Origin of the sequence: Nonomuraea sp. NPDC049419, assembly GCF_040676995.1 — a bacterium.
Taxonomy (GTDB): domain Bacteria; phylum Actinomycetota; class Actinomycetes; order Streptosporangiales; family Streptosporangiaceae; genus Nonomuraea; species Nonomuraea salmonea.
In genome coordinates, this window is sequence record NZ_JBFAQB010000001.1 from 376354 (window position 1) to 393986 (window position 17633).

14 protein-coding genes are annotated in these 17633 nt (G+C 73.2%); 9 read left to right on the top strand and 5 right to left on the bottom strand.

Translation table 11 applies throughout. The features are described from left to right. Positions 1 to 27: 27 nt before the first annotated feature. The 3 genes from AB0K12_RS01895 to AB0K12_RS01905 all read right to left on the bottom strand — a co-directional run bounded on the left by AB0K12_RS01895 (position 28) and on the right by AB0K12_RS01905 (position 3726). Positions 28 to 2514 (bottom strand): FtsX-like permease family protein, encoded by a 2487-nt coding sequence (locus tag AB0K12_RS01895; RefSeq protein ID WP_364554984.1) that lies wholly within the window; start codon positions 2512 to 2514, stop codon positions 28 to 30. Continuing rightward, on the bottom strand, positions 2511 to 3203 hold the full coding sequence (locus AB0K12_RS01900; protein WP_364554985.1) for an ABC transporter ATP-binding protein: 693 nt from the start codon (positions 3201 to 3203) through the stop codon (positions 2511 to 2513). Before AB0K12_RS01900 ends, AB0K12_RS01895 begins: the two co-directional genes overlap by 4 nt. A gap of 136 nt (positions 3204 to 3339) precedes the next feature. Beyond that, positions 3340 to 3726, bottom strand: a complete 387-nt coding sequence (locus AB0K12_RS01905) for a MarR family transcriptional regulator (RefSeq protein WP_364554986.1) — start codon at positions 3724 to 3726, stop codon at positions 3340 to 3342. 135 nt (positions 3727 to 3861) lie between these two features. On the opposite strand from AB0K12_RS01905, the gene AB0K12_RS01910 reads away from it, so the two are divergent. From AB0K12_RS01910 to AB0K12_RS01950, 9 genes are all read left to right on the top strand, one after another. Beyond that, positions 3862 to 5220 (top strand): MFS transporter, encoded by a 1359-nt coding sequence (locus tag AB0K12_RS01910; protein ID WP_364554987.1) that lies wholly within the window; start codon positions 3862 to 3864, stop codon positions 5218 to 5220. 137 nt (positions 5221 to 5357) lie between these two features. Continuing rightward, positions 5358 to 5735, top strand: a complete 378-nt coding sequence (locus tag AB0K12_RS01915; RefSeq protein WP_364554988.1) for a YbaB/EbfC family nucleoid-associated protein — start codon at positions 5358 to 5360, stop codon at positions 5733 to 5735. Beyond that, complete coding sequence (locus tag AB0K12_RS01920; RefSeq protein WP_364554989.1) at positions 5732 to 6034, top strand: type VII secretion target; 303 nt, start codon at positions 5732 to 5734, stop codon at positions 6032 to 6034. Before AB0K12_RS01915 ends, AB0K12_RS01920 begins: the two co-directional genes overlap by 4 nt. Before the next feature lie 6 nt (positions 6035 to 6040). Next, complete coding sequence (locus AB0K12_RS01925) at positions 6041 to 12034, top strand: hypothetical protein (protein ID WP_364554990.1); 5994 nt, start codon at positions 6041 to 6043, stop codon at positions 12032 to 12034. Between the two features lie 36 nt (positions 12035 to 12070). Continuing rightward, a complete protein-coding gene (locus AB0K12_RS01930; RefSeq protein WP_364554991.1) occupies positions 12071 to 12628 on the top strand; it encodes a hypothetical protein in 558 nt (185 codons plus the stop codon). Positions 12629 to 12633: 5 nt separating this feature from the next. Continuing rightward, positions 12634 to 12984, top strand: a complete 351-nt coding sequence (locus AB0K12_RS01935) for a cupin (protein WP_364554992.1) — start codon at positions 12634 to 12636, stop codon at positions 12982 to 12984. Between the two features lie 72 nt (positions 12985 to 13056). Next, a complete protein-coding gene (locus tag AB0K12_RS01940; RefSeq protein ID WP_364554993.1) occupies positions 13057 to 14130 on the top strand; it encodes an adenosine deaminase in 1074 nt (357 codons plus the stop codon). After that, positions 14127 to 14735, top strand: coding sequence for a PH domain-containing protein (locus tag AB0K12_RS01945; protein WP_364554994.1), 609 nt, complete (start codon positions 14127 to 14129; stop codon positions 14733 to 14735). The genes AB0K12_RS01940 and AB0K12_RS01945 overlap by 4 nt, the downstream gene beginning before the upstream one ends. Before the next feature lie 55 nt (positions 14736 to 14790). Next, on the top strand, positions 14791 to 15276 hold the full coding sequence (locus AB0K12_RS01950) for a GyrI-like domain-containing protein (protein WP_364554995.1): 486 nt from the start codon (positions 14791 to 14793) through the stop codon (positions 15274 to 15276). A gap of 12 nt (positions 15277 to 15288) precedes the next feature. Here the strand turns inward: AB0K12_RS01950 and AB0K12_RS01955 are convergent, their stop codons facing one another. Both AB0K12_RS01955 and AB0K12_RS01960 read right to left on the bottom strand, forming a co-directional pair. After that, a complete protein-coding gene (locus AB0K12_RS01955) occupies positions 15289 to 16014 on the bottom strand; it encodes a hypothetical protein (protein WP_364554996.1) in 726 nt (241 codons plus the stop codon). Continuing rightward, entirely contained in the window at positions 16011 to 17633 is a 1623-nt protein-coding gene (locus tag AB0K12_RS01960) for a phospho-sugar mutase (protein WP_364554997.1), read from the bottom strand. The genes AB0K12_RS01955 and AB0K12_RS01960 overlap by 4 nt, the downstream gene beginning before the upstream one ends.

The window sequence follows — 17633 nt, forward strand, 5'->3', positions numbered from 1 at the left end:
ACCCACCGGCGCCCGGTGGGTCGTGCGTCACGAATGCCGGGGCGCGAGGGACAGCCTGGTCCTGGTGAGCAGCGCCACCAGGGTCGCGAGCAGGGGCAGCCCCACCACGACGGCGGCCAGGAACGGCCACGGCAGGGCGAGCGTGGCCGGGTCGCCGGAACCCCGCGACGTCATCGGCCGGCTGAGCGCCACGCCCGTCACCCCTCCCGCCGCCAGCCCGATCAGCGCGCCGAGACCGGCGATGTAGAGCGCCTGCCAGGCCACGACCATCCGCAACGTCCTCGGCGGGGCGCCGATCGCCATCATCGTCGAGCGCTCGGGCCGCATGTCGGCGGCGGCCAGGCCGGTGGCGGCCAGCGTGCCGCCGACGACCAGCACCAGGGCGCCCACGAGCCAGCCGCCCAGACCGGTGCTCGGCAGATGCCGGTAGCCGTCCTCCATGGCCACCGTCACGCGGGAGGTCACCTTGCGCAGGTCGCCGGCCAGCGGGTCCGGCGGCCGGTGCATGGCGTAGAGCTGGCGTTCCAGGGTCGTGAAACCGGCCTGTTCGACCAGGCCGCGCGGCAGCAGCGCCCCGCCCTGGTGCCCGTCGGCGGGGGCGGCCACCACCGCGGGCACCTCGAAGGTGCGCGGCGGGCCCGACGTCGAGCCGGCCCGCAGCCGCAGCTTGCCGTCGCGCACCGCGGCCGGGTCGAACACCACCGCCTTGCCACTGGCCAGCGCCGCGGCCGCCCGCGGGTCGTGGCGTCCTTGAAGGAGCGTCAGCAGGGGCTGGTCGCCGACGGCCACCGTACGGCGGATGCGCGTGCCGTTCCAGCGCACCGCATAGCGCAGGGCGTAGCGGCGGCCCTGGGTGTCCTGCACCTGGTAGCCCGAGGCGAGCGGCACTCCTGGAAGCCCCCGTACCGCCTCGGCGCGCAGCTTGGTCCAGGTCTTGTCGCTCATCACGCCGCCCCAGACGGCCAGCGTGCCGGTCGGGCGCGCCGAGGTGTAGGCGCGTTGCTGGTCGACGTACTCGCTCTGCGCGCTGATGCCGACGGCGACGACCGTGGCCGTGACCGCCGTGACGGCCGCCACCGCGCTCGCCGTCCTGGACCGGTGGCGCACCGCGTCGCGGACGGCCACCCGCAGCGACAGCGGCAAGCGGCCGGCCACGTGCCCGGTCAGGCCGATCAGCCAGGGCGTCAGCACCACCAGGCCGATCATGATCAGCAGCGCGGCGGTCCACACCGTCGCCGGGTCCTGCTGGCGCCGGGCCAGTACGGTCGCCACCAGCCCGGCCAGCACCAGCACGCCCCCGGCCAGCGGCCAGCCGCGCCGGATGGCCACGGCGGGCGGGCGGCCGGCCAGCACGCTCACGGTGTCCTGCCGGGCCGCCTGCACGGCGGGCACCAGTGCCGCCACGATCCCGGAGACCAGGCCCAGCACGGCGACGCCGAGCACCGTGAGCCACGGCACGTCCAGCGGGCCGGCCTGCCCGCCCCAACGCGCCCCGATCTCGGCGGCCAGCCCTCCCGCGCCGACGCCCAGCGCCGTCGCCACCAGCGTGGCCGTGCCGCCGAGCACCAGGCCGTCGGCCAGCACGATCAGCCGCAGGTGCCCGGCGGAGCCGCCCTGCGCCGCGATCTCGGCCAGCTCCCGCCGCCGTCGCCGCAGCCCGACCGCGAAGGCGGGGCCGGCCAGCAGCACGGTCTCCAGCACCAGCATGATCACCATGGCGCCGAGCGCGACCGTCTGCGGCAGGCCGCGCACCGCCGTCCTGCCGGGCACGTTCACGAGCATGTCGCGGGAGGTGACGTACATGCCGGCGGTGTTCAGCGCGGCCACGTCCGTCCAGGTGACCGGGCCGGGGGTGTCGACGAGCCAGGCGGCGCCGTACTCGTTCCGGTAGTGGATCGTCTCCGACGGCACCAGCGGGAGGTCGGGGCCGACGACCTGCCGCAGCGTCGGCCGGTACGCGTGCTCGACGACGCCCACCACCTTCAGCGGTGTCGCGCCGGCAGGCCGGAGGAGGTCGCCGGGCCGCAGGCCGGTGGCGGGGGTCACCGCGACCTCGCCCGGCCCGGCGGGCAGCCGGCCCTCGGCCGGTGTCAGCATGCCCTTGGTGAGGGGGTCACGCAGGTCGGTCTCCAGCGCGTCCATCCTCCCGGTGCCCAGCTCGATCTCGCCGGCGTTGCAGGGGATCACGCGGGTGCCCGGCGCGAGCAGCGCCGCCACCTTGGCGGCGCTGCGCTCGGGGATGGTCGGCTTGTCGCCGTTCCATTGACGGGCCGCGCCGCGCGGGGTCTGGCGGATCGTCATGCCTTCCGGCTGCTGCACGAGGCGGGCGTCGGCCGTGCCCAGCTCGGTCTCCACCATCTCGGGCCCCAAGACGTTCACGGTCGCGAAGAACGTGGCGACCCCCGTGATCACCAGGACGGGCAGGGCGATCATCACCATGATGAGCGCGCTTCGGCCCTTGGCCCGCCACGCGCTGCGGCGGGAGATGCGCAGCGCGGCGCGCATCGCGCTCATCGGGCGCTCTCCAGCGGCACGTCCGTGGGCTCGGCGAGCGCTCCGTCGCGCAGGAACACCACCCGATCGGCCCAGCCGGCGTATCGCGGCTCGTGGGTGACGAGCAGCACTGCGGCCCCCGCGTCGCAGCGCGCCCGTAACGTGCGCAGGATCTCGTCTCCGGTACGCGTGTCGAGCGCGCCGGTCGGTTCGTCGGCCAGCAGTAGTCGCCGCTCACCGATCAGCGCGCGGGCGATCGCGACCTGCTGGCGCTGGCCGCCGGACAGCTCCTCGGGGAAGCGGTCGGCCAGATCAGCCCCGTCGACCTCCGCCAGGGCGGCCATGGCCTCCTCGCGGGCCCGGCCCGAGCGCGCGCCGTCGAGCTCGCGGGGCAGCATCACGTTCTCCGCCGCCGTGAGCGACGGGATCAGGTTGAGGTCCTGGAAGACGTAGCCGACGCTGCGCCGCCGCAGCGCCGCCAGGTCGCGTACGGTGGCGAGGTCCTGCCCGTCGAGGTGCACCGTCCCCGACGTGGGCCGGTCGAGGCCGCCCGCGAGGTTGAGCAGGGTCGACTTGCCCGACCCCGACGGGCCCATGACCGCGACCAGTTCCCCCAGCCCCACCTCGAGGCTCACGCCTTTCAGCGCGTGCACGGCCGCCGCCCCTTCACCGTGCACCCTGGCCACATCGGCCAGTCGTACGAACGTCATTGCTCCTCCATCGACCGACATGCGTACTAAGTATGCATACTCGGTATGTATCACTCAAGCGGAATGCACGGGTCTGAGGGAAGGCATGACGAATCCCCGCCTTCGCGCGGAAGGCGGGGAGTGCGGGGCGCGGAGGTCAGCTCGTGAGGACGGGGGCTTCGCGGAAGATCTCGGCGAGGACGGCGCGATGGGTGGGCACGGCCTCGGCGTGGCGGGCGCGGCCCTGGTCGGTGATGCAGACGTAGACCCCGCGCCGGTCGTCGCGGCAGACGTCGCGCGAGACGAGCGCGGCCTTCTCCAGGCGGCCCACCACCCGCGACAGCGCGCTCTGGCTCAGGTGGACCTCGTCGCACAGCTCCTGGATGCGCAGCTTGCGGTCGTGATGGACGATCCGGTCGAGCACCTCGAACTCGCTGGGTCCCAGCCCGTGCCGCGCGCCCAGCTCGCGCTCCAGCGCGCACATCGCCTTGGCGTGCTTGGCCAGGACGTAGTGCCAGGTCTCGACCACGTCGTCCGCGTCCATGTCGCGGAGGTTACCACCAGCCCAACTCTCATGCAACGGCATTAAATGCACTTGCATTAGATGCGAGTGCATGTATTGTTCTGGCTCATGACTTCTCCTTCTTCGCGCTGGGCCGCCTTGGCCGTGCTCTGCGCAGTGATCTTTCTTGACGCCCTTGACGTCTCGATGGTGGGTGTCGCGCTGCCCGCCATCCAGCACGACCTGGGGTTGACCACGTCTTCGCTGCAGTGGGTGGTCAGCGGCTACGTGCTCGGCTACGGCGGGCTGCTGCTGCTCGGCGGCAGGACCGCCGACCTGCTCGGGCGGCGCAGGGTGTTCCTGGTCGCTTTGGGCGTCTTCGCCGTGGCGTCGTTGCTGGGCGGTGTGGTGGACGACGGCGGGTTGCTGATCGCCGCGCGGTTCGTGAAGGGCGTGGCTGCCGCGTTCACCGCCCCGGCCGCCTTGTCGATCATCACGACCACGTTTCCCGAGGGCCCGCAGCGCAACAAGGCGCTGAGCTTCTTCACCGCCTCGGGCGCGAGCGGCTACTCGCTCGGCCTGGTGCTGTCGGGGTTGCTGACCGAGATCGGCTGGCGGTGGACGTTGCTGATGCCGGTGCCCGTCGCCGTCATCGCGCTGATCGCCGCGCTGAAGGTGCTGCCGCGCGGCCGCGAGGAGCGAGCCGAGGGCGGCCACGACCTTGTCGGCGCCGTGACGATCACCGGGTCCATGTTGCTGCTGGTCTTCACGGTCGTGCAGGCTCCCGAGGCCGGATGGGCGTCCGTGCGGACGATCGGCTCGCTCGCCGGGGTCGCCGCGCTGCTCGGGCTGTTCGTGTTCACCGAGCTGAAGGTGCGCCACCCGCTGGTGCGGCTGGGCATCCTGCGCTCCGGGCACATCGTGCGGGCCAACCTCGGGCTGGTCATCCTCATGGGCTCGTACGTGGCCTTCCAGTTCGTGGCCATGCAGTACTTCCAGAACCTGCTGGGCTGGTCGGCGCTCGGCACCGCGATGGCGTTCCTGCCCGCCGGCGTGCTGGTCGCGCTCACCTCGACCAAGATGGGCGACTTCGCCGACAGGTTCGGCACCGGCAAGCTCATCGTGATCGGCGCGGCGGCGCTGGCCGGCGGCTACGCGATCTTCCTCGGCATCGACCGCACCCCCAGTCTGGGCGGCATGGTGATCCCCGGCATGGTCCTGCTGGGCATCGCGTTCGCGCTGTCGTTCCCCGCGCTCAACATCCAGGCCACCAACGGCGTGGACGACGACGAGCAGGGCCTCGCCTCCGGCCTGCTGAACACCTCGGGTCAGGTGGGCGGCGCGATCGTGCTGGCCGTGGTGACCGCCGTGCTCACCTCGGGCGGCGGCGAGACGCTCTCGATCGGCTCGCTGCGCGCGGCGATCGTGGTGTCGCTGGTGCTGGCGCTGGTTGGTCTGGCGATCTCGGCGACGGGGCTGCGGGCGCGCAAGGCGGTCCCCGCGGCGGAGCCGGTGCGGACCTACGAAACGGTGTAATCTTCTCAGATCGTCCAGCTGAGCTTGCTTTGCGTCAAACAGGTTAATTCTCCGCTAACAGCGCCCGAGCGTGACGTCGTGTCTGTTCCTGCTCATATTACGATCCCTGTGATCATTCACAGGGGGAGAGTGCTTCGGTGGCCGACGCGTTCGAGGCGACGATCGAGGAGATGGCGCGGGAGATCGACCGGCAGGTCGCCCGGCTGCGGGAGACGTACGCGGAGTACAACGCCGTGGAGCGTACATCGCGCTCGAAGGACGGGATGGTCAGCGTCACCGTCGGCCCCAACGGGCGGCTGCGCGGCATCGAGCTGAACCCGCGCGTCTACCGCAGCCTGTCGCCGTCCGAGCTGGCCGAGGCCATCATGCGGCAGGCCGAGGCGGCGGCGGGCGAGGTCGCCGAGCGGAGCAGGACGCTCATGGAGCCGCTCATGCCGGACTCCGAGCTCCTTGACGGGGTCTTCGGACAGGGGCTCGACGCGTTCCTCCCCGGCCCGCAGGAGGGTTCCCGGTGAGCGACGGATTCACCGTACGGGCGGCGGCGCTGCGCCGGCACAGCGGCGTCTACCAGGAGCTGAAGAGCAACGCCGAGGAGGCGAGGACCGCCCTGCGCGCCGCCTTCGACCTGGACAGGAAGACGCTCGGCGACGACATGTACGGCGCCGAGCTGGCCAAGAAGCTGCCCGGCATGGAGCAGGCCATCGAGGACGCCTTCAAGGACTACCTGGACGACCTCGACGGCCTCACCACCGGCCTGCACGTCTCCAGCCGCAACTACGAGGCCGCCGACCGGCCGCCCGCGCGCCGCGACTGAACGACCATGGGCTTCGACGGGTTCCTCACGCCCGACTGGGCCAAGCCGTACGTGGGCTGGGCCGTGGGCATGGACTGGCCGGAAGGCGACGAGAGCGGCTGCTTCCGGATGGCCGACGCGTGCATCACGGCCGCGTACCGGATCGTCGAGGGCACCGACGCCCACCTGCCGGGCAGCGCCCGCCTCATCGGCGCCGACTGGGACGGCGACGCGCACCTCGCCTTCGTCGGCCATGTCAGGAAGACGGCCGACGAGAAGGTGGCGAATCTCGTCGAGCGGCTGGTCGACACCGCCGTCGCGCTCAACGGCGTGGGCGTGCAGATCCAGTACGCCAAGTACATGATCGAGGCCACCGTGTGGCTGCTGATCGCGACCCTGGTGCTGCTGCTGCACCTCGCCGTCACCAACCCCGCGGCCCTGGGCCTGATCCCGCCGCGCGTGCAGATCGCGCGGCTGACCGTCGCGCAGATCGCCCGGCGGACACTGCGCAACATCGCCGTCTTCGCCGGGATCATGGGCGGGATGGACGCGGGCATCCAGGCGCTGCAGCTGACCAACCGCAGGGACGAGTTCGACGTCAAGCAGCTCGCGATCTCGGCGGCGAGCGGCGGCGCGATGGGCGGCATGATGGGGCTGATGTCGGGCGCGCTGTCCCGGCTGGCCACGCCCGCCCTGCGGGCCGGGCTGACCCGGGCGGAGATGTCCACGTTCGAGAAGCTGCTCGCCGCGGCCAACTCCTCCCTGTACGGTCAGGCCGCCCAGTACGCCGTCACCGGCGGCCTCACCACGGCCGGCACCCTGCTGGCGCAGGGGCACTTCAGCTGGGACCTGCTGGCCAAGGGCATCACGTCCAGCGCACTCGGCGCGGACGGCCAGCACCTGGTCAGAGGCTTGCCCGCCGACACCCCACCGGCGACCTCAGGCGGCCCTCCCCCCACCCCCGGCCCCGGCACCGGCGGCCCGCGCCCAGGCTCCGGCCCGGGCGACCCTGGCTCCGGCGCGGGCGACCCGGGCTCCGGTGCGGGGGAGCCGGCCTCCGGCACCCCGGACCCACGCTCCGGCACCGGCGTCCCCGACCCCGGCTCCGCAGCGGGCGGCGGTGAGCCCCGTTCCGGTGGGGCAGCGCATCAGGCCGGGCAGGTCCCCACGACCACGCTCGCGTCCAGCCCGGACCCGCAGCCCGCCCACCAGCAGCCCGCTCACCAGCAGCCCGGTTCGCAGCAGCAGGGGACCAACGCGACCCCTCCGGCGCACGCCCCGGAGGGGGCCGCCTCGGCGGCGCGTTCAGAGGGCGGTGCCTCGGGGGCGCGGCCTGACGGGGCCGTCCAGGCGGCGCGGCCGGAAGGGGTGGCGCGGCCTGATGCGAATGAGGCGGGGCGGGGGCCGGTGCGGCCGCCGCGTACCACCGAGATCGGGGCGCTCGGGGAGACGGCCGTGCATGACGTCAAGGTGCCGCAGGACGCCAAGGCGGCGGCGCGGGCGCTGGCCGACGGGATCGAGGGCGCGACGAAGCGGGAGCGGGCGGCCGTCCGCGACTGGCTGGAGCAGGTGCTCGCCGACGGTGACCGCGACGCCTGGACCGAGCGCCTGGCGAAGGGCGTGGCCCTGGACGTCGGGGACAAGGCGATCTACGTCAAGCTGCGCCCCGAGGGGTTCACGCACGTGGAGCACCCGGACCTGGCGCCGGAGAAGCCGGTCGCGTTCGGCGGCGACGGCGTGGAGGGCAAGTCGGTACGCGCCACGTCAAGGGAGGTGAGCGGCGGCCTCGTCCGCAACCTGACCGAGTCGCCTGACGCGGCCGAGGAGTCGACGGCGCTGCCGCGTACCGGACTGCTCGACACCTCCAGGACCACGCACACCAGCAGCATCGAGCTGATGAGCGGCCACAAGGTCATCTCTCCGAAACACGACTACTTCCTCGCCGACGTCGCCGTGGACGTCTACCGCGACGGCACGAAGCTCGCGACCGCCGGCAAGATCCAGGACCTGGCGGTGACCCTGCCCTTCCCCGAGCAGTTCACCAGGGAGGGCCCGCCGCGCCCGTCCGACCACCCGCCGGCCCGCCCGCGCCACGAGGTGCCGCAGGGGGCGGCGGGCCGGTTCCGCGACCACGGCATCACGGTCAGCGGCCTCGACCTGACGCCGCTCGTGCTGGAGGTGCAGCGCCGCGCGCTCGCCGAGGGCGTGCCCGCCCGCGAGGTCGTCAAGATCATCGACCACCTCACCTCGACCATCCTGCACGAGCAGGGCATCAAGAACCGCAGCCAGGCGCTGCTGTCGAGCGGGGCGGTCACGGAGGCGGTCAGGTTCAAGACGTCGGCGCTGCGGTCGGCGGAGGAGTCGATCAGGATCACCGGCGAGGTGACCAGGATCGAGCGGGTGGACGGCGACGGGCGGCCTCCTGTCGAGGGCATGCTCCGTGACGACCTCGGGCGGCGCAACGCGGAGGGCGTGGCGTACCGGCAGGGCAGGGACCTCAACCTGCACGTGGGCGGCAGGCTGGGCGTGCGCGCCGGCCACTGGGCCGAGGCGATCGGGCGCGGCATCGTCGGCTTCGGCTTCGGCTCCGACCACGTCGCGACGGCGAACCGGGCCCACGGCAACCACACCGTGGTCACCAGCCGGGCCGACCTCACCATGTACGACGCCCACCTGCGCCTGAAGGTCGAGACGGAGACGATGGGCACGTTCACCGTGGACGTGCCGGCCGAGCTGGCCCTGCCGACGCGCGACGCGCCCGGCCTCGAACGGGACGTCTTCGGCCACGACCTGCGGCCGCCCGGCGAGTTCAACAGGATCCAGCAGGAGCTGGCCGGCCTGCACCGCGAGATGGAGCGCGTACGCCAGGAGTTCGCATCAGACAGGACGGGCTACGACCCGCACCCGCTGGAGCCCAGGACGCTCGCCGCCGGTCGCGGGCCAGGACTCGGCACCGGCATCAGGGTGCACGCGGACACGCGGCTGTTCGCCGAGCTGCGCCAGGCCGTCGAGGGGGCGCTGCCGGACCTGCCGCAGAACATCAGGCGGCAGATCGTCCGCGACCTGGAGCTCAGGTACGGGGGCGCCGCCCTGGAGGCGGACCTGACGTACGCGCTGCACGGCATCAGGTACGAGACCACGATCGCCGGCCACACGGTAGAGGTCGTGGCGCAAGGCGTGCTCGGCCCCCGGCACGAGGTCGGCGCGACGGCCGTGACGATCAACGAGCGCAGGATCACCTCCTGGAACGGCACCAGCCAGCGCGAGGTCTCGCACGGCGTGCGCGGCGAGGTGGCCGCCGTGGCGCGGGTGGACGTGGGCAGGGCGCTCAGGACCGGCGTGCCCGAGGGCGTGCTGAAGGTGGACGCCCCCAACATCGCGGGCATCGCGAGCGGCTCCAAGGCCGAGACGGTCGCGGTCGGCGCGGGGCACACGCGATACGACCGCACGGAGGCGGGCGGCGGGTTCACCTTCACCAGGGACCTGTCGTTCGACGTCCAGCTAAGGGTCTCGAAGGACGGCGCGGTGGTGGCCGACACGTCGTGGCGGGTGGACGGCAGCCGGGCGGAGATCGTCGTCCCCGAGCCGCACCTGCAGGAGACGCCGCTGCTGGCCGGTGACGTCACGGCCGTGGGCCGCATGGAGCGGCTCGACGGGCCGCCCCGCGACGTGTGGGCGCACGACGACCGGCTGCACGCGATCGTCCGCCTGGGCGCGATGCCGGATCTGGCGCGGGCGGTGGCCGAGGTGCACGCCGCCTGGGCGGACCGGCCGGCTCCCGCAGGCCGCCTGGACGTGCCGGTGACGATCGAGAACGTCGTGGACGTCATCACCCTGGAGACCATGATCACGTCGCATCCCGGCGGGCTGCGGCACGTGGTGGCCGAGCACGGCGGCCGGCGCTACGAGCTGCACGTGCAGGCCGACGTGGCGGGAATGACGTACGTGAAGTCGGAGACCGGGGTCGAGCACGAGGCGTACGCGAACAGCAACTCGCGCGTCGTCGAGGGGGAGCGGGGCGCGCGCAGCGTCGGCGGGCACGCGCGGGCCGGCGTGCGGGTCACGCTCGGCGGCTCACCCGAGGGCGGCCACCCGGTGACGGGGACCGAGCACAAGGTGCTGGCCCGGGTGGGCGGGCACGCCGCCGCCAAGCGGATGTCGCTGGAGAGCTCGTACCGGGGCGGTGGGGACATCAGCCGGGTCACGTACGGGGACGGCGGCGCCTCGCACTGGTACCGGGGCGACCTGGTGCTGACCGTGACGCCCAGCAGGACTGCCGGGACGGTCGTCGAGCACGGGGAGCCCGTTCACCTGCGCGTGTCCGACATCATGGACGTCGTGCTGCCCGATGAGGTGGCCCGCCGCCACGACCTGGACGTCCCAGAACCTCCCGCCCCGGAGCAGGCCCCCGGGCAGCCCGCGGACGTCGCTCGTACCTATGTGGCGCCCGAGGCGGCGATGAGCACCGCTTCCGTGCACCACCTCGACGCGCGCGGCGTCCTGCCCGCGATCGTCGAGACGTTGCGCGGCGAGGGGCTGCTCTTCCCCGGCCAGGAGCTGACCGCCCACCCGGTGGCCGAGCAGCTGCGCGGCCACTTCGGTCAGGAGGCGCTCGGGACGAAGCTGGGCGAGCTGCGCGGGAACGGCGTGACGTCCTGGCTGTTCGTCACTGACGAGGCGGGCCGGGTCACCGAGCGCGTGGGGATCAGGGTCACGGCCAGGCTGGGCGACGGTGTGCACGTCGGCGAGCGGCCCGACACGGGGCTCATGCTGCGCAGCGAGCGGCTCGGCGGCGACCTGAACCTCCAGGAGAAGGGGTCGGACCGCGGCAAGGAGGTGCTCGCCCGCTACATCAGGACCTCGGACGGCGACATCGCCGGCGGCGAGGCCGGGGTCACCACCTCCCGCGACGGTCACGCCGTGGACGCCCGCGGCACCAACGTCAAGGACATCAACCGCTTCCAGACGCGGGAGGCGCCGCAGGAGTTCCGGCATCCGGTCACGTACGACATCACGCTCGAACGCTCCAAGGTCAGCCCCGTCATGGAGCCGGTGCAGGGCGCGGCCCGCGGCATGCTGCTCAAGGCGGGCGAGCTGACCGGCCACGACGGCGCGGTACGGCTCTTCGACCGGCACGTCGGCCTCACCACGACGTCCGGCGCGGTGGCGCACGGCGAGGTCGGCCTGCTGGTGGCGGGCCACCTGACCACGGAGGTCCCGCACGGCACGCCGGTCGCGGCGCACACGGAGGTCGTCGCCGCCCGGCCGCGCTGGGCGGAGCAGGGCGGGCCTGGCCCGCTGACCGCCATGCTCGGCGACGCGATGCCCAAGGGGGACGTCAGCCAGGTCGCCTTCCCCGCCGCCAGGCTGGTCGAGGAGTGGGCGCCGCTGGCCACGGTGCCGCCCAGGCTGCGCGGCGAGGCGCCGGCGGTGGCCGACCGGCCCGGCGGGTTCGAGCTGTCCCGCCAGGACGGCATCGCGCTGACCGAGGCCACCAAGGAACGGACCATGCGGGCACACCTCGGGTCCCTGCTGGGGCACACGTACGAGCTGCCCGGCGTCGGTACGGTCGGCATCGAGGTCACCGGCGTCCGCGAGGTCGCCGAGGCGCGGGTCAAGCAGCGCGTCTACGCGCAGACCCTGGACACGTCAGGGCACGGCCAGGGCGAGGGCCGTGGCCTGGCCGCCCGCGCCGGCGTCTCCGGCAACCTGCGCAACCCGTCGGACGGGGGCGCGGAGTCCGGCGGCGGGCACGAAGGACCGCCGACGGTCGGGTACGGCGGCGTCGGCGGCGCCTCCAAGACCAGGGAGGAGGCCGGGTCGCGCAACGGCGACGTGCTCGAACGCAACTACCTGGAGCAGGAGCACGTCAACACCTACCTGGAGTGCGACATCCAAGTCGTGGTCCGGGGCAAGGGGACGCCGCTCGTGCTCGACGTGGACCGTGGGCTCTACCTGCGGCTCACGCCGGAGGGGCTGGCCGCGCTGGAGGAGGCGCATCGGGGAGTCGTCGGGAGATGAGCGCTTGCAGGCTCGTACGCTGGGCAAATACCGGGCATGCGCCCGTCGAGTGTCCGCCTGCTGCTCCCACTCGTCCTGCTGAGCGTGCTCACCGCGTGCGGCACCGCGCAGCAGGCCACGCTGCCGCAGAGCCCGTCCTCCTCCGGGCCGGCCGCGCAGCCGGGCCCGACGCGTACGGCCGAGGTGGAGGTCGATCGGGGCGGCATGGAGCCGGCGGTCGTGACGAACGTGCGGTATGCGGCTCACGACACCTATGACCGGCTCGTGGTCGATCTGCGCGGCGGCATACCCGGATATGACGTGAAATGGGTGGACGGGTTCGTCCAGGACGGCTCGGGCAAGCCCATCGACGTACGCGGCGGCGCGTACCTGCAGCTCACGCTCTTCCCCGCGCACGCCCACGACGACGAGGGCGAGCCCACCTGGGGCGGCGGCCCCGTGTACGCCGCCGGGCTCGGCAACCTCACCAAGGTCGTCAGGACCGGCGACTTCGAGGGCCGCGTCGGGATCGGGCTGGCGCTCGACCGGCGGGCCGGGTTCCGGGTCACCGAGCAGGGGTCGCCGGATCGGCTCGTGCTCGACGTGGCACACTGACCGTCGTGGTGAGAAAGATCGAGGGGGCCTCGCGCATCCCCGTACCCGGTGGCAAAGTGATCGACGAGCACGTGGGCCGCGTCAACAGCGGCGACGAGGCGGTGTCCATCGCCCACATGACCGCGCCGCCCGGGTGGGAGGAGCCCGCGCAGACGCCGGCCTTCACCGAGTACACCGTGGTCCTGCGCGGCACCGTGCTGGTCGAGCACGCCGAGGGCACCACGCGGGTCGACGCCGGGCAGTCGGTGGTGACCTCGCCGGGCGAGAAGGTCCGCTACAGCGTCGGCCCCGAGGGCGCCGAGTACATCGCGGTGTGCCTGCCCGCCTTCGCCCCCGAGGCCGCCGGACGCGAGTGACGGCGGGCCGCGCGCCGGGATCGGGCCCGGTGGGGGCGAGTGAAAGCCGGGCCGTCCTCATATCATGGGCGGATGAGCCCCACGCTTGACGAGATCCGGCGGGCTCCCAAGGTGTTGCTGCACGATCACCTCGACGGCGGGCTCCGCGCCGAGACGATCGTCGAGCTGGCCCGGGAGACCGACTACGGCCGGCTGCCCACCCACGACCCCGACGACCTGCGCCAGTGGTTCGAGGAGGCGGCCGACTCCGGCTCGCTCGAACGCTACCTCGAGACCTTCGACCACACGGTCGCCGTCATGCAGACCCGCGAGTCGCTCGCCAGGGTCGCCCAGGAGTGCGCGGAAGACCTGGCCGCCGACGGCGTGGTCTACGCCGAGGTGCGCTTCGCCCCCGAACAGCACACCACCCGGGGCCTGAGTCTCGACCAGGTGGTGGAGGCCGTGCTCGACGGGTTCGAGCGCGGCTCCCAGGGGCGCGGCATCCGCGTCGGCACGCTGCTGACCGCCATGCGCCACCAGGCGCGCTCCCGCGAGATCGCCGAGCTCGCGGTGCGCTACCGCGACGGCGGCGTGGTGGGCTTCGACATCGCGGGCGCCGAGGCCGGCTACCCGCCCACCCGCCACCTCGACGCGTTCGAATACCTGCAGCGGGAGAACGCCCACTTCACCATCCACGCCGGCGAGGCGTTCGGGCTGCCGTCGATCTGGCAGGCCATCCAGTGGTGCGGCGCCGACCGGCTCGGCCACGGCGTGCGCATCATCGACGACATCTCGGTCTCCGACGACGGCACGGCCAAGCTGGGGCGGCTGGCGGCGTACGTCCGCGACAAGCGCATCCCGCTGGAGATGTGCCCCACCTCCAACCTGCAGACCGGCGCCGCCGCGTCGATCGCCGACCACCCCATCGGGCTGCTGCGGCGCCTGCACTTCCGCGTCACGGTCAACACCGACAACCGGCTGATGAGCTCCACCACCGTGTCGGACGAGTTCCGCAAGCTGGTCGAGGCGTTCGGCTACGGCTGGGACGACCTGCAGTGGTTCACGGTCAACGCGATGAAGTCGGCGTTCCTGCCGTTCGACGAGCGGCTGGCGCTCATCAACGGCGTGATCAAGCCCGGGTTCGCACAGCTCAAGTGGCAGCCGTGAAGCAGACCTACCGCTCCAAGACCGCCTACGTCCTGGCGTGGATCTGGCTGGTGTTCGTCGCGCTCAACGTCGTCGACCTGGTCGTCCGCTTCAGCGGCAAGGGGTCGCTGGTGGCGCTGGCCGTGCTCGCCGTGCTGACCGCGCTGGTCTACGCGGTCGCGCTGCGGCCCGCCACCGTGCTCACCGAGGAGGGGCTGGTGGGGCGCAACCCGTTCCGCACCACGTTCCTGCCGTGGGCCTCCATCGAGGACGTCGGCGTCTCCCACTCGATCAACGTGCGCTACGACGACGACCAGGTGCTGCGGCTGTGGACCCCGATGAGCAGCGCGCGCGAACGGGCCAAGGCGCAGCGGCGCGGCACCCCCGCCCAGCAGCGCGGGCGCTTCGCCACCGAGCCGACCCTGTCGAAGGGCGAGCAGGCGGCGGCCGAGGCGTTCGCGGGCAAGACCCACGCCGACTGGGTGGGCGACCAGATCCGCGACCGCGCCGAGTCCGCCAAGCGCCGCTCCAAGGAGGCCGGGCCCGCGCGGGTGACGTGGTCGTACGACTCGATCGCGGCGCTGGTCGTCGCGCTCGCTCTGGTGGTCGCCGCGGTCGTCGCGTAGCGTGCGATGAGTTTCGCGGGCCTCATCGGTCTGACGGTGGAGAAGGAGGTTCAGCATGCCTGAGATCGTGGAACTCCCCGACCGTCCGTACGTCGGGGTGCGCGGCGCCATCACCATGAACACCATCCCGGTCATCGCGGACCGGATCGGCGAGATCGCCGGCTGGCTGCTGGGACGCGGTGCCGCCATCGCCGGGGCGCCGTTCCTGCGTTACGAGAGCTTCGACACGGAAGGCGACGGGCTGGTGATGCAGGCCGGGGTGCCGGTCGCGGGGCCGGTGGAGGCCGAGGGCGACTACTTCGCCGGGGTCCTGCCCGCCGGCCGCTACGCCACCCTCACCCACCGCGGCCACTTCGACGGCCTCATCGAGGCCACCCGTGTCCTGCTGGCGTGGGGCGAGGAGCAGGGCCTGAAGTGGGACATGACCGAGGGCGACGGCGCCGAGCACTGGGGCTGCCGCCTGGAGGTCTACAACACCGACCCCCGCGTCGAGAACGACCCCGCCAACTTCCTCACCGACCTTCAAATCCGCCTGTCCTAACCCCCGAGGCGGTCAGTGCCCCCGCAGGAACGCGAGGTCCGCGCCCCACGAGTCGTAGATCTCGCCGTGTCCGGCCGCCCTGGCATGGGGTTCGAGGGCGTTGAGCAGCGTTCGTACGGCGCCGTCGGCCTCAAGGGTCAGGGCGGCGGCGAGCAGGGGCAGCAGCGCGTCGGCCGCCCACAGCGGCGCGCCCAGCGGGTGCCGCCGCAGCTCCCACTCCACGTACTTGTTGTACGGCCGCACCCGCCCGTGCAGCGCGAACACGTACGAGAGGTAGGCGGGGACCGTCTCGGCGCCGTCCAGCAGCGTGCCCATGACGTTGCCGTCGCGGGCGTTCTTCAGGCACCGGTAGGCGCTGTTGAGGAACGCCCCGAGCGCCTCGTACGCCACGACGCCCGCCTCCTCAGCGGCGAGCGTGCCCTTGGCGGCGACCAGCGAGGCGATGAGCCCGTCTGGCGTGTCCTTGAGCACCTGGGAGTACGCGAAGGCGTAGCGGTTCCACTCGGTGCCCGACCCGGGCAGCGCGTGCGCACGGAACTCGTCGAGCGTCATGACCACCACGTCCAGCAGCGCGTCCCGCCGGGGCGCGAGGGAGGCCCCAGGGGCGACGACCGCGTAGAGGTCGTGGTCGGAGTGCGAGGTGGCGGTGTCCTCGCGGGCGTGCGAGCCGCTCAGCACCAGCCCGAGCACCTCCTGGTCCGGCAGAACCCGGTCCAGGAAGCGCTCGAACTCCGTCACCCCAGCCCCAGCCGCGCGGCGAGGTCGGACTCGACGGCCTCAAGCCGCCGCGCGGCAGCCGCGCGCGCCTCGCCGGGCGTCGTGGTGACCGGCACGACCACCTCCAGGTAGCACTTGAGCTTGGGCTCGGTGCCGGACGGCCGGACGACCACGCGGGCGTCGTCCGCCAGCCGGTAGCGCAGCCCGTCGGTCGGCGGCAGGCCGCCGTCGCCGCGCGCGAGGTCGTCGGTGGCGGTCACCTCAAGGCCGCCGAGGCCGGCGGGCGGCTCGGCCCGCAGCCGGGACATGGCGTCGGCGATGAGCGACAGGTCGGCGACCCGGAAGGAGAGCTGGGTGGTGGCGTGCAGGCCGTAGCGGCGGGCCTGGTCGTCGAGCAGGTCGAGCAGCGTACGCCCGTCGCGCTTGGCGGCGGCGGCGATGCCCGCCACGGTCAGCGCGGCGCCGATGCCGTCCTTGTCCCAGACCGGCAGCCCCGCGTCGGACCCGACGCTGTAACCGATGGCCTCCTCGTAGCCGAACACCAGCCCCGGCCCGGCCTTGATGATCCATTTGAAGCCGGTCAGCGTCTCGCCGTACCGCACGCCGTGGGCCTGGGCGATCTTGGCGAGCAGGGTGGAGGAGACGATGGTGGTGGCGACCATGCGGTCGCCGGTGGTGTGCGTGATGACGTGCTCGGCCAGCAGGCCGCCGACCTCGTCGCCGGTCAGCATCCGTACGCCGCCGCCCGGCAGCGGCACCCCCACCGCGCACCGGTCGGCGTCGGGGTCGTTGGCCAGCACCAGATCCGCGCCGATCTTGCCGGCCAGCGCGGCGGCGAGGTCCATCGCGCCCGGTTCCTCCGGGTTGGGGAAGGCGACGGTGGGGAAGTCGGGGTCGGGGTTGCGCTGCTCCTCGACCGCCATCGGGCTCTCGAACCCGGCGGCGAGGAACGCGCCGGTCAGCGTGGCCGCGCCGACGCCGTGCAGCGGCGTGTACGCCACCCGCAGCTCGCGCGCGTCACCGAGGGGCAGCGCGGTGACGGCCTCGATGTAGTCGTCGACGATGTCCTCGCCCAGCTCCGTCAGCGTGCCAGGACTGCCGAGCGGCAGCTCGTCCACCCGGCCGACGGCGTCGATGGCGGCCGAGATGCCGGCGTCGACGGGCGGCACGATCTGGGACCCGTCGCCCCAGTAGACCTTGTAGCCGTTGTCGCGCGGCGGGTTGTGGCTGGCCGTGACCGTCACCCCGGCGTCGGCGCCCAGGTGGCGGACGGCGAAGGCGAGCACCGGCGTCGGCAGCGGGCACGGCAGCAGGGTGGCGTGCAGCCCGGCGCCGGTCAGCACGGCGGCGGTGTCGCGCGCGAACACGTCGGACTTGTGCCGCGCGTCGTAGCCGATGACGACGTGCCGGCCGGGACCGAGCACGGCTGCGAGGCCCGCGGCGGCGCGCATCACGGTGACCCGGTTCATCCTGTTGGGACCCGCGCCCAGCTCGCCGCGCAGGCCCGCGGTGCCGAACTCCAGCCGCGCCCCGAACCGCTCGCGCAGCGCGTCCAGGTCGTCCCGCTCGATCAGCCCGGCCAGCTCGGCCCTGGTGTCGGGGTCGGGGTCCTGCGCCAGCCAGGCGCGGGCCTCGTCCAC

Bases quoted from the DNA above. Each gene is read 5' to 3' on its own strand.
- AB0K12_RS01895 (WP_364554984.1), bottom strand. From the start codon at position 2,514: ATGAGCGCGATGCGCGCCGCGCTGCGCATCTCCCGCCGCAGCGCGTGG.
- AB0K12_RS01900 (WP_364554985.1), bottom strand. From the start codon at position 3,203: ATGACGTTCGTACGACTGGCCGATGTGGCCAGGGTGCACGGTGAAGGG.
- AB0K12_RS01905 (WP_364554986.1), bottom strand. From the start codon at position 3,726: ATGGACGCGGACGACGTGGTCGAGACCTGGCACTACGTCCTGGCCAAG.
- AB0K12_RS01925 (WP_364554990.1), top strand. From the start codon at position 6,041: ATGGGCTTCGACGGGTTCCTCACGCCCGACTGGGCCAAGCCGTACGTG.
- AB0K12_RS01930 (WP_364554991.1), top strand. From the start codon at position 12,071: ATGCGCCCGTCGAGTGTCCGCCTGCTGCTCCCACTCGTCCTGCTGAGC.
- AB0K12_RS01940 (WP_364554993.1), top strand. From the start codon at position 13,057: ATGAGCCCCACGCTTGACGAGATCCGGCGGGCTCCCAAGGTGTTGCTG.
- AB0K12_RS01950 (WP_364554995.1), top strand. From the start codon at position 14,791: ATGCCTGAGATCGTGGAACTCCCCGACCGTCCGTACGTCGGGGTGCGC.